This window comes from Flavivirga aquatica, assembly GCF_001747085.1.
GTDB lineage: Bacteria > Bacteroidota > Bacteroidia > Flavobacteriales > Flavobacteriaceae > Algibacter_C > Algibacter_C aquatica.
The window spans coordinates 414563-426075 of the sequence record NZ_MDJD01000043.1 but is presented as its reverse complement, the minus strand read 5'-3'; the positions used below and the strand labels follow the sequence as shown (position 1 = coordinate 426075).

12 protein-coding genes are annotated in these 11513 nt (G+C 32.6%); 4 read left to right on the top strand and 8 right to left on the bottom strand.

The genetic code is table 11. The features are described 5' to 3' along the window. Positions 1 to 34: 34 nt before the first annotated feature. Both A8C32_RS11310 and A8C32_RS11305 read right to left on the bottom strand, forming a co-directional pair. Positions 35 to 970: a tyrosine-type recombinase/integrase gene (locus A8C32_RS11310; protein WP_069830522.1), complete on the bottom strand. Its 936-nt coding sequence runs from the start codon at positions 968 to 970 to the stop codon at positions 35 to 37. A gap of 95 nt (positions 971 to 1065) precedes the next feature. Continuing rightward, complete coding sequence (locus A8C32_RS11305) at positions 1066 to 2643, bottom strand: hypothetical protein (RefSeq protein WP_069830521.1); 1578 nt, start codon at positions 2641 to 2643, stop codon at positions 1066 to 1068. A 153-nt stretch (positions 2644 to 2796) separates the two neighbouring features. Between A8C32_RS11305 and A8C32_RS20210 the strand changes: the two genes are divergently transcribed. Together A8C32_RS20210 and A8C32_RS20205 are read left to right on the top strand one after the other, a co-directional pair. Further along, complete coding sequence (locus A8C32_RS20210) at positions 2797 to 3135, top strand: helix-turn-helix domain-containing protein (protein WP_069830520.1); 339 nt, start codon at positions 2797 to 2799, stop codon at positions 3133 to 3135. Continuing rightward, on the top strand, positions 3136 to 3726 hold the full coding sequence (locus A8C32_RS20205; RefSeq protein ID WP_069830519.1) for a DUF4291 domain-containing protein: 591 nt from the start codon (positions 3136 to 3138) through the stop codon (positions 3724 to 3726). Here the strand turns inward: A8C32_RS20205 and A8C32_RS11290 are convergent. From A8C32_RS11290 to A8C32_RS21110, 5 genes are all read right to left on the bottom strand, one after another. Beyond that, positions 3723 to 4232 (bottom strand): HEAT repeat domain-containing protein, encoded by a 510-nt coding sequence (locus A8C32_RS11290; RefSeq protein ID WP_069830518.1) that lies wholly within the window; start codon positions 4230 to 4232, stop codon positions 3723 to 3725. The genes A8C32_RS20205 and A8C32_RS11290 overlap by 4 nt on opposite strands. After that, positions 4229 to 5296, bottom strand: coding sequence for an RHS repeat domain-containing protein (locus A8C32_RS11285; protein ID WP_123803410.1), 1068 nt, complete (start codon positions 5294 to 5296; stop codon positions 4229 to 4231). Before A8C32_RS11285 ends, A8C32_RS11290 begins: the two co-directional genes overlap by 4 nt. Before the next feature lie 1108 nt (positions 5297 to 6404). Continuing rightward, the gene (locus A8C32_RS11280; RefSeq protein WP_069830516.1) at positions 6405 to 7391 is read right to left on the bottom strand and encodes a tyrosine-type recombinase/integrase; all 987 of its coding nucleotides are present in this window, start codon (positions 7389 to 7391) and stop codon (positions 6405 to 6407) included. After that, on the bottom strand, positions 7384 to 8319 hold the full coding sequence (locus tag A8C32_RS11275) for a tyrosine-type recombinase/integrase (protein ID WP_069830515.1): 936 nt from the start codon (positions 8317 to 8319) through the stop codon (positions 7384 to 7386). Before A8C32_RS11275 ends, A8C32_RS11280 begins: the two co-directional genes overlap by 8 nt. A 106-nt stretch (positions 8320 to 8425) precedes the next feature. Beyond that, on the bottom strand, positions 8426 to 9955 hold the full coding sequence (locus A8C32_RS21110; protein ID WP_069830514.1) for a hypothetical protein: 1530 nt from the start codon (positions 9953 to 9955) through the stop codon (positions 8426 to 8428). 154 nt (positions 9956 to 10109) lie between these two features. On the opposite strand from A8C32_RS21110, the gene A8C32_RS11265 reads away from it, so the two are divergent. Together A8C32_RS11265 and A8C32_RS11260 are read left to right on the top strand one after the other, a co-directional pair. After that, the gene (locus tag A8C32_RS11265; RefSeq protein ID WP_069830513.1) at positions 10110 to 10448 is read left to right on the top strand and encodes a helix-turn-helix domain-containing protein; all 339 of its coding nucleotides are present in this window, start codon (positions 10110 to 10112) and stop codon (positions 10446 to 10448) included. A 58-nt stretch (positions 10449 to 10506) separates the two neighbouring features. Then, positions 10507 to 11049, top strand: coding sequence for a hypothetical protein (locus tag A8C32_RS11260; RefSeq protein WP_123803407.1), 543 nt, complete (start codon positions 10507 to 10509; stop codon positions 11047 to 11049). 18 nt (positions 11050 to 11067) lie between these two features. Here A8C32_RS11260 and A8C32_RS11255 read toward each other — a convergent pair whose 3' ends face one another. Next, entirely contained in the window at positions 11068 to 11511 is a 444-nt protein-coding gene (locus A8C32_RS11255) for a hypothetical protein (RefSeq protein WP_123803405.1), read from the bottom strand. Positions 11512 to 11513 lie beyond the last annotated feature (2 nt).

Below are 11513 nucleotides of genomic sequence, written 5' to 3'. Positions count from 1 at the left end.
GGTTCTGCTGTCTTTGGTTTTACCGAGTTTTATTTTAGCCATTTTGTTCCTGGATTAGATGCGTGTACACTTGCGTTGATTCTAAACTATTATGCCCTAAAAACTTACTTATTTTCTCTAATGGCATTCCGTTTTGTAGTAGATGTGTAGCAATACTATGGCGTAAAACGTGTAATCTTACATTCTTTTCTTGTAGTTGTAAATCATCTGTTCGTTGTTGTAATAATTTTAATCTTATGGCCATAGATTGCGCATTCATTCGATTACCTTTTTGGCTTATAAAAAATGCATTGTTCCGTTTATCCAATACTATTTTTGGTCTGCTATCGTAAACGTATTCTTGTAGATATTTAGAGTTTACTTTATTGAATGGCACAAAACGTTCTTTGTTGGCTTTTCCTTTTCTAACGTGTAATATCTGTCTATCAAAATCGATGTCGTTTAAATCTAAATGGTAGCCTTCGTTTCGTCTTAATCCACAACTATAGAACACGCTTAACATCGCTCTATCCCGTGCGTTAAAAGGCTCCCATTTGGTATTCTCATTATAACCATAGGTTGCTTTGTAAAGCTGCTGGATGTCGGTTGGGGTGAGTGTTTCTATTTCATTGGTATCGTCATTTTCCCAATCGATATTTAAAACTGGTAATACCAATCGTCCACTTTGACGCAGATAATCACTAAATTTATATAAGGATTGTAAATGTTTGTTTAAACTGCCATTGCTCAAGCCACCGCCTTTTCTATCGTTACTACGTTGTTTCAGCATGCTGTAATAATCCTTGATGATATAATTATCCAGTTCTGTAATGTGATTGATATTGTGTTGCTCCAGATAATAAAATAGTTCTCTAATATGGTTGGGAAGGTTGTAAACGGTACTTTCTGCATAACCTAAAATATCAAGCCATTCCCTAAATGATTTCTCAATATATTGATAGCTTTCGTTTTTAAGTTCCAGTTTTTTCATCCCTTATATACTTTTTTAAGATGTCTTGCGATTTAGATTTAAGTGATTGATTTTCTGTTTGGTATTTCGCAAAAACAATACTTGCGAGTTATTTGCTATTTGCGGTCGAGAGCCTCGACAGGCAAATTATTTTCGCTGTCTTTAATGGATTTCTTTATTCTCTGTAATGCTTTGTCCAATGCGGTTTGTATATTCTTTTGTAGGGTTTCATAATCTTTGGTTATTCGCAATTCAAAGGTGTAAGATTTTGTTTTTATATCTTTCTTTCGCTTGATATAGCCTAATATTTGCAGTTGATTATGATAGTTACGTAGCGTACTTTCCTTGATACGTAATTGGGTTCTTATTTCAAGATTGGTAAATGTAGCTTTCTTCTTTTCTTTTAAATGTGCTTTGAGGCTTTCCAAATAGTTTCTACATGCGCCTGTGAGTTCATCGCTTTTTCTTAGGAGTACAGTTTTTAATAGCCTGTTGGCGTTTTCAATATCTTCTAAAGTAACTTCTATATATTCTTCGCCTGTTTGTTCATCGTGTTGTTTTTCTCTTTGATACTGGTGGTAAAAGGTAATGGCTTCTATAAATTGCAAGTAATGTTCGTTGGTTCTACGAGGTTTAAATACTGCTTTGGGTAATACTAATGCTTCGGCAAAAGGGTTCACGATTTTAATGGGTTTTAAAATACGTTGTGTGTTTTGTAAAAACTCCTGTATTTCTTTTTGCTCGTAGCTGTTTATCTTTCCTGCTGCTTTTAGGCGTTGGTATGCCATGATTTTATCGTCTTGGGTGTCGCTCTCGTCCAAGTAAATTAAAAAGCATCTGTTGGCGTTATCTTCGTAAATCTGTTCTTTGGTGGTTGCACCCGCAACACTTACAGGGCCTTCTACTACTAAATAAATAGTTTTGGTTTCTCCCTGGCTGTTCTTTTGCACGATAGTTTTTACGATTCTGTTTTTGGTTTGTAACTCTCGTAATGGGTAGAGGGCATTTGATGCGCCGTCTAAATCTTCAATAACTATGAGTTTGTATTTTAAATCGTGTTTTCCAAAATAGTAAAAGGCGTTATCGCTTAATGTTGTTATATTTAAAACATCTTCGGTTGGGATGCATTGACTTACTTTTTCTTGTAAATAGGTTTTTCCTGTGCCAGAACTTCCCAAGCTGATAATGTGTAATGGCTTTTCTAGTTTTCTTGTTGTGAAGATTAAATACATTAATAATCTGTTTACTTCTTCGCCAACTATTCCGCTATCGTCAAGTAGTTTATTTGTCTCTTCTAAAAGGTTTTCTGATTGTAGGAAGGTCTCAGCTTCTTCGATTTCTCCTAGATTGAGTTTTTTAACTTTTGGTTTTAGATTTTCTTGCTGTTCTTTTATTTTTTCTAGCCTAAATTTTTCAAGTTCTTCGGTAAGTTCGCTTAAACTTGCTGCGATTACAGATGTTCCTATTTCTAGTCTTTCGGCTACTTTTCTAATAAATTTCTCTAATTGGGTATCGTTGTATAAATCTAAATTATGTCTTACTGGTGGTCTGCTACTTTCTCGTTCTTCTACTTTTAGAGTACTTCGCATTCTGTCCAGCCCTTCAATCTTGATACCGCCTAAAACGGTAAGTTGTAGTAAATCGTTTTGGTAAATTAATTGTTCGGAATTATCGGAGTTGAAGTTTTTTGACATTGTTTATAAATAATTAAATACACCTTATTAGGTACAAAGGTATATTTTCATATTCTTTTAAACAACTCTTTTCAATTTTTATTTACCTTTTAATATGCTTATTTTAGCCAAATAATTGATATAACAGCATTTTAAACCCTTTTTAGGTACTTTATGAGTTTAGATTTCGGTAAAAAACTGGCAGCATGCAGGAAAGCCAAGAACCTTTCGCAAAAGGAATTGGCTAAACTGCTTAATACCTCGCATTCTGTGATTGGTAAGTATGAGCGTGAGGAAATGACACCTAGTATTGAGGCTGCTGTTAAGCTTGCTAAATTATTGGATACTACGGTGGGGTATTTATTGGGCGAGAACAAAGATGCCGAACTCTTAAAAGACCCTGCGATGCTTAAACGCCTGCAAGATATTGACAGCTTACCCGATGATGACAAGAATGGTATTCTTTATGCTCTGGATAATCTTCTTAAAGCTGCCAAGTTAAAGGCTATTTAAATGAAAGAAAGAGTCATTAGAGCAGAGTATGACGACCAAACCATAACTGTTTATCAAGCTTACAGAAAAGAAATAGCTATTCCTACTATTGAAAACCAAACCTTTGTATCTCCTTTTAAAACAACTCGAATGACTTGGATTAAACCGTCATTCTTATGGATGATGTATCGTTCTGGTTGGGCTCAAAAAGAAGGACAGGAATATATCTTAAAGATTAAAATTAAACGTGAGGGTTTTGAATGGGCTTTACAAAATTCTTGTTTATCTCATTTCACTAAAGATATTTATAGTTCTGTAGAAGAATGGCGAACTATAAAGGACAATTCTCCTGTTCGCATACAATGGGATCCTGAACGTGATTTACTTTTAAACCCTCTTAACCATAGAGCCATACAAATTGGGTTATCTGGTATTGCTGTAGAAAAATATGTAAACGACTGGATTGTATCTATTGAAGATATTACTGCATATTCTAAAAAAATACATCAACTTGTAATTAATGATAATCTTGAAAAAGCAAAAAGTATGCTCCCTATTGAGGAAACATACTTTTCAAATTATACTGTAAATAATATTATTGGTGCAACCTAACTTTGTTTTCTGTTTAATTGTTCGGTTGCTGCTGCTCTAATTATTGGATTATCAGAACTTAACAAAGAATTTATCTTATCCCAAGAAATACTATTATCAATATCTCCGAGAGCATAAGCACACTTTCTTATTAAAGACTCTCCATCATTATAATCAAGGTATTCAAGATTTAAGTTCATTGCTTTTTCTAGAAAAGGAATACTTCGTGGGTCTCTCATATCTTGAAAAATCATAGCTAAGTCCTCATGATTATTATGCCATTCCTCTAAAAGAATTTCACCTAATAACTCTGTATTTGAATTGTCAAATTTAAAGTCATTTAAATTAAAATATAACAATAATGCGTGTTCAAGAACATCTTCCTTTTTATTGGCATAAGCATTGTTTAAGCTATCTAGAATATAATCTTTGATATTCTTTTCAACTTTGAACTGTTTAAAAAATTCCTCTTTTGTGATTTTTTTCAGTGAAAAGTTTGTAATTAATTCTTTTTTGTCCTCTGTCATTTCTTGTTCTTGATTATTGCTTTAGCTCCCACTATATTTTCATTAAACGTTTTCAACGCTTCTCCTTTACCCAAACCAACATTTACTTGACTCCCTTCTTTTTTGAAAAAAGCTTTTGCTTCCGTCCATCCCTTAGATACTTTAGGTAAATCCCCGACACTTTGTTTTACTAAATTTGTGCCATCTCCAACTCCAATTTTTCTTAATGCATCTAACGTCCCTTTTTTAACTTTTATTTCAACTAGAATTCCCTCGTAAGCTTCGGAAAATGCTCTAGTAGGCGATATAAAAGTTTCAGAAGTAGCTGGAACTTTTCCTGTTTTTGCAAACACACTAAAGTCTTTAGCGCTCATTGTACGGTAAAATGTCTCAGTCTCTACTGCAGCCATTTTAATGTTTCTTCCTACAAATCCATATCCCATTATTGCAGCAACACCTTCTAACCCTGCCATATCTTCACGAAGCATGGCTTGGTCTGGAGCTAAAAAGTCTCGCTTTACAATTTTAGCATACTTTAAAGGATTCCATCCTGCATAATTTACGTCTGCATCTTGTTTCTCCTTTTGAGCTGCACTATTTGTATCTAAAATTGTATAATCAATACCTGATGATGCTGGAATTCCGTCAGTTATTTCTTCCCATAAGTCCTCTCCTTTGCGTACTTCTCCATTTTTGAAGGCATAAAACACTTCTGTCTTAACCCACATTTGCCCTCGCATATTTACAAAATTCCAGTCCTTTTCTATCGAAACATGACTTTTTACAATATTTGGAGTTCCATCATTTCCTAATGTCCCATCAACTTCATGAATCACAATCTTTTTCTCTCCCCCTTCAAGCTCTATCGCCCTGATAAGGTCATTTTCACTAAATGAATAAGGGCTATTCCATGGATAAGCAACTGCTAACGGATCGACAGAGAAGAATCTATTTATTCTAGGGTCGTGCATCCTAAAAGTGAAGTTTACACTGTTACCTTCCCCCTTAATCTCGTCATCCTTCTCCTGTCCTTGGAAGCCATAACGATAACTATCACTGGTGCCGTGACGGTTTGGTAACAGCATTCCGAATGAAAACTAATCTTACGCTTTTTTTGAAGCAGTCGACCGATTTTCCCTAAAGCCTTATTTTCAAAATTTTATTAAAGAACGTATGTCTTTCGACCTTGCTAAGATAACAATATTTCTCACTCACAAGATGTCCGCGCAGGCAAAACCCAGTATTTTCGTTCCTCAAAAACCTCTGTGTTTCGCCTGCTTCCTTTTCCTCGGTATGTTACATAAAACGGGTTATAATACATTCCTTAAAAAGTCCAACGCTTCGCCATCTGTAGTTATAACCAGTTTTATGTAAAATACTTCCTTATTCCGAACTGCCAACGCTTTTGCTCACTCTTATAAATACTAACGCACTGCGTTTGTTTCATTTTAAAAGCTGATGCAACCCAGCCACATTTACAACCTCTGTTACATCAACTTTTAAAACGGTTTTCAGCGTTTAGTAATTCAGTTTAAAAAGCTAAAGATTTACAAGCCTTTTACTTTGGATTTGGTAAGTTGCCTTTATCAATCTTTAGCTTTTTAAACTGCTGCCTAGCGGCAAAGAGCGACACAAGAGTAAGTGGAACGAGTTGTGCAAAAAAACAAGCAAAGAAGTAAAGCAAGCTTTTTCCGCTTGATGTCTTTTTGCGCACGCTTTTTTTGTGCAAATTCGGTGCGTTGGCTTACGAAGTAAATATTTCCATTTTCCTAGTGCGCTGGCAGAAGCGGTTGCAAAAAGCGTTGGAAGAGCGGATATTTTACATAATAGCAATTATAACGACGATTTTTTATCTTCTAAAATAACAACTCTAAAAATTGTGCGAAGCGAACTTATAATTACTATTATGTAACATAGCTTGGGATGGTTTTTATGGCGGATTTTTTGTTTTTAGCGTTGGCAATAGCTGTTTGTAATTGTGAGGAACGAGCAAGTTATAAAGTGCTATTTGTGCGTTGGCTTACAAAAAATGTGACGTAAAAACCATAGAAGTGGTGGCAAGCGGAACAAGATAAAAGACAGAGGTTTGTTGCCTTTTTCGGCAATAATCTGGCTTTTATCTTGTGTGGGATTTCTGCTTAATGATTGGCTTTTTTATTTGCGAGCAAGTGACGAAGGAACTTGCGAAGCTTTTTATCCGATTGGATGATACTTTTCTATTTCTTCTTGTAAATCGTCTAAATCATTGATTAAATAGGCTTCTGTCGAACTTACATATCTGTGTCCTGCAAAATATTGTACTTCTCGAAGATTGTACATTTTAAGCCAATGTGTAATTACGCTTGTTCTTATTTGATGTACGCTTTTTACTTTTTTATTTAGCTTTTTTAATTGTGGTAAGAGTTTGCTAATGATATTATTGAACCTTGTGCTTCTTCCAAAACTGGTAAATAATAAATCGGTTTCTTTTCCTGTTTGCTCTAAAATATCTGCTCTTGTTTTTAACTGATACTCCATAAAATCCAAGATTTGGTGTGATTCCAGTTTTAAGGTTCTTTCGTTACTTCTTCGTGTTCCGTTTATAAATATTTTACCTTCTCTTAATTTTAAATCTGCTGTTGTTAACCTTCCTAATTCTGTACTATTTAATCCTTGATAAACGAGTAAACTTACAATAACTTCATTTCGCTTTTTAGCTAAACTATCGTTTTCTATATTTCTAAAATCATTATATAATTTCTCTAATTCTTGTTTATTAAGTGTGTTGTAAAGTATCTTTCTTTTTACGCCTTTTACTGCAATATTTAAAGTTGGATTTTCTTTTACTAAATCGAGTTCTTTTAAGTAATTATAATAATGTTTTATTGAGTTCGTTTCACTTTGTATCGTGCGTTGTTTTACTGTATTTCGTAGTTTTTGGATATAATGTACTATGTCGTTATAACTTGCTGACACATCTTCTATATTCTCTTTTTTAAGCCATTTTAGATATTTCGTTACAACCACTTCAAAACTCTTAATTGTTTGTAAACTGTAACCTTTTTGCAATAAGTATTTCTTAAAACTTGGTTGCTCTTTTTCGTTGAGCATCTTTTGTAAAACCTTGATTTCTGCATCTTCGGTTTTGGGTTTTCTTCGGGTTCTGCTGTCTTTGGTTTTACCGAGTTTTATTTTAGCCATTTTGTTCCTGGATTAGATGCGTGTACACTTGCGTTGATTCTAAACTATTATGCCCTAAAAACTTACTTATTTTCTCTAATGGCATTCCGTTTTGTAATAAGTGAGTAGCAATACTATGGCGTAAAACGTGTAATCGTACATTCTTTTCTTGAAGTTGTAAATCGTCTGTTCGATGTTGTAATAGTTTTAATCTTATGGCCATAGATTGTGCATTCATTCTATTTCCTTTTTGACTGATAAATAATGCGTTGTTTCTTTTGTCTAATACTATTTGTGGTCTGCTATCGTAAATGTATTCTTGTAGATATTGTGAGTTGGTTTTATTAAATGGTACTAATCTTTCTTTGTTTGCTTTTCCTTTTCTTACGTGCAGTATTCTTCTATCAAAATCTATATCGCTTAAATCTAAGTGATAGCCTTCATTTCTTCGTAACCCACAACCATAGAAAACGGTTAACATTGCTCTATCTCTTGCGTTAAATGGTTCTAGTTTATTGTTTTCATTATAACCATAAGTTGCTTTGTAGAGTAGTTGTATTTCTGCTTGTGTAAGTGTTTCTATTTCGTGTGTATCGTCTGTTTCCCAATCAATATTTAGCGTTGGTAATACTAATCGTCCGCTTTGTCTTAAATAGTCTGTAAACTTGTATAATGCCTGTAAATGCTTGTTTAAACTTCCGTTACTTAATCCGCCACCTTTTCTATCATTACTGCGTAATTTTAAGTTTTGGTAATGTTCTTTAATGATGTAATTATCTAATTCTGTAATGTGATTTATATTATTTTGTTCTAAAAAATAAAAGAGTTCTCGTATGTGATTTGGTAAGTTGTAAACCGTACTTTCTGCATAACCTAAAATGTCTAACCATTCTCTAAATGATTTCTCGATATATTGATAGCTATCATTTTTTAATATTAATTTTTTCATTGCACTTATCCATTTTTTAGATTTATTGCGATTTAGATTTAAACAACTGATTTTAAGATTGCTATTTCGCAAAAAGAGTACTTGCGATTTATTTGCGGTTTGCGACTTATTTTTTCTTAATACTTTGTAAAGCCTTATCTAATACGGTTTGTATATCCTTTTGTAGTTTATCGTAATCTTTAGATATAACAAGTTCAAACGTGTAACTTCTAGTCTTTTTATTGGTGTTGCGTTTGATGTAACCTAATAATTGTAAATGCTTGTGATAGTTGCGTAACGTACTTTCTTTGATGCGTAATTGTGTACGTATTTCTAATCCTGTAAATTCTTTCTTCTTTTTAGCTTTTAAATACGTTTTAAGGGTTTCTAAATAGTTTCTGCAACTTCCTGTTAACTCATCACTTTTACGTAGTAAAACCTCTTTTAAAAGCATATTTGCATTTTCAATATCTTCTAATGTGGTTTCAATATATATTTCTCCTGTTTGCTTATCTACTTTTGGTTCTCGCTGATATTGATAATAAAATGTAATCGCTTCTATAAATTGCAGATAATGGTTGTTTGTCCTTCTCGGTTTGAATACGGATTGTGGCAAATTGAGTTTATTAGCAAAAGGATTTCGTATAGTTATTGGTTTTAAAACTCGCTGTGTATTCTGTAAAAACTCTTGTATTTCTTTTTGCTCGTAAAAATTGATTTCGCCTGTTGATATTTGACGTTGATACTGCATTATTTTTTCATCCTGTTCTATACTTTCATCGAGATAAATTAAAAAACTACGATTTGCATTATCCTCATAAATATGTTCTTTTGTGGTACAACCTGCAACACATACAGGACCTTCAACCACTAAATATTTAGTTTGAGTTTCTCCTTTTGTATTCTTACTTGCTATGGTTTTTACTATTCTCTTTTTAGTTTGTAATTCTCGTAATGGATAAAGCGCATTTTCTGCTCCATCTAAATCTTCTATTAATATGACTTTGTTTTTTAGTTCTTGCTTACCGAAGTAGTAAAAAGCGTTTTCTGACAATGTTGTTATACTTACTCGTTCTTCTTCTGGAATAAGTTCGCCTACTTTTTCTTGTAAATGTGTTTTTCCTGTTCCGCTACTTCCCAAGCCTATAACGTGTAATGGTTGTTCTCGTTTTCTGCTTGTAAAGATGATGTACATCAATAACCTGTTGACTTCTTCGCCAATAACTCCAGACTTTCCGATTAACTCATTTGTCTTTTGTAATAAATCTTTAGATTTCAAAAAGGTTTCGGCTTTTTCGATTTCTCCTAAATTGAGCTTTTTAACTTTTGGTTTTAGATTTTCTTCTTTGGCTTTTATTTCTTGTAAACGATATTTTTCTAGTTCTTCTGTGAGTTCACTTAAACTTGCCGATATTACAGATGTGCCGATTTCTAGTTTCTCTGCTACTTTACGTATAAATTTTTCTAATTGAGTATCGTTGTACAAATCTAAATTGTGCCTTACTGGTGGTCTGCTACTTTCTTGCTCTTGGACTTTTACAGTAACTCGCATTCTGTCTAAACCCTCTAATTTTATACCGCCTAAAACCGTGAACTGTAAAATGTCGTTTTCGTAGATTAATTGGTCTGTGTCGCTTGTTTGAAGTTTTTTAGTCATTTGTTGAAAAATAATTAAATACACCTTATTAGGTACAAAGGTATATTTTCATATCCTTTCAAGCAACTCTTTTAAATTTTTATTTACCTTTTAATATGCTTATTTTAGCCAAATAATTGATTTAACAGTATTTTAACCCCTTTTTAGGTACTTTATGAGTTTAGATTTCGGTAAAAAATTGGCAGCATGTAGGAAAGTCAAGAACCTTTCTCAAAAGGAACTGGCTAAATTGCTCAATACCTCGCATTCTGTGATTGGTAAATATGAACGTGAGGAGATGACCCCCAGTATTGAGGCTGCCGTTAAGCTTGCTAAACTACTTGATACTACGGTGGGCTATCTGTTGGGCGAGAACAAGGATGCCGAACTTCTAAAAGACCCTGCAATGCTTAAACGTTTACAGGATATTGACAGCTTACCTGATGATGATAAAAATGGAATTCTTTATGCTTTGGACAACTTGCTCAAGGCTGCTAAATTGAAGGCTATTTAAAGTTATTTTTCTTTATGTTAATTTAAGTAGATATTAGTAATTTATGGGTATAAAAAGTTTGTTAAAAAAACTATTCGATAATATTTTTTTATTTGTCTTATTCATTGGTATCATTTTCATTATTACAGGTCTTGGTTATAGAGGAAAATACCAAAAAGTAAGTAGCTTTAATGAGATAATTACTGTAACAGGTATTATAATATTAACACCTTACTTAATTTACTTTTTATATTCTTATTTTAAACGAAAATCTAATCAGGAAAATGAAAAAATAAAAGAGAAAGAAAGTTTCAAAAACTTCTTAAATGATTCTAAAGCTATCCAACTAAAGTTAAATAATATCAAAATAATAAGCTTCGATAACAAAAATATTGATTATTACACTTCAGAAACAGGTAAATTAGATATTAAAAATAGTAATCAAGAAAAACAAGTCAAAATAATAATCCCTTATTTAGACAAAAAAATTCTTTATACTTTTTACACTAACAAAAATTTAGATGATTTAAGGATTCATTTAGCAATACAAAATGAAACTCGATTATTTATTAACAATCATGATAACAACAAAGTGTACGTGGATTTTAACTTTTTAAAATAAGGCAGGCTTACTCTCAAATTAATTAACTTTACAACTAATTTCAAACACACCTTCATCATCAGAACTCCTAACAACACTAAAAAATCTTTTACAATTATTGTCTTTAAATAAATCTGTATATGATGGTAAATTATCTTTCACGGAATAAATAAAGGAGTTTATATTTTTTTTATCATTAATCTTAAGATAGTCTATCAATTCCCAAAAGTATTTATAATTATCCCCTATATTAAAAGTTAAATTATATTTAACTAACACCCCTTTTTTAAAATGTAAATTAAACCTAACTTGGGTTTTATATCCATTAGGTAAAACTATTGATTTATTTCCCGTATAAGCCTTTACATTTTCAGGAATGTATTTCAAACGCTTTCCTGACACTATATTATACACATCTAGTTGGGTTAAAACAGAATCCTTTTTATCCCCTATAACTAAATCAAAATTAATTATAGGACTCAAGT

What these genes read in the sequence shown, in the direction of transcription:
- A8C32_RS11305 (WP_069830521.1), bottom strand. Translation starts at nt 2,643, where the DNA reads ATGTCAAAAAACTTCAACTCCGATAATTCCGAACAATTAATTTACCAA.
- A8C32_RS20205 (WP_069830519.1), top strand. Translation starts at nt 3,136, where the DNA reads ATGAAAGAAAGAGTCATTAGAGCAGAGTATGACGACCAAACCATAACT.
- A8C32_RS11275 (WP_069830515.1), bottom strand. Translation starts at nt 8,319, where the DNA reads ATGAAAAAATTAATATTAAAAAATGATAGCTATCAATATATCGAGAAA.
- A8C32_RS21110 (WP_069830514.1), bottom strand. Translation starts at nt 9,955, where the DNA reads ATGACTAAAAAACTTCAAACAAGCGACACAGACCAATTAATCTACGAA.
- A8C32_RS20210 (WP_069830520.1), top strand. Translation starts at nt 2,797, where the DNA reads ATGAGTTTAGATTTCGGTAAAAAACTGGCAGCATGCAGGAAAGCCAAG.
- A8C32_RS11285 (WP_123803410.1), bottom strand. Translation starts at nt 5,296, where the DNA reads ATGCTGTTACCAAACCGTCACGGCACCAGTGATAGTTATCGTTATGGC.
- A8C32_RS11280 (WP_069830516.1), bottom strand. Translation starts at nt 7,391, where the DNA reads ATGGCTAAAATAAAACTCGGTAAAACCAAAGACAGCAGAACCCGAAGA.
- A8C32_RS11310 (WP_069830522.1), bottom strand. Translation starts at nt 970, where the DNA reads ATGAAAAAACTGGAACTTAAAAACGAAAGCTATCAATATATTGAGAAA.
- A8C32_RS11265 (WP_069830513.1), top strand. Translation starts at nt 10,110, where the DNA reads ATGAGTTTAGATTTCGGTAAAAAATTGGCAGCATGTAGGAAAGTCAAG.
- A8C32_RS11290 (WP_069830518.1), bottom strand. Translation starts at nt 4,232, where the DNA reads ATGACAGAGGACAAAAAAGAATTAATTACAAACTTTTCACTGAAAAAA.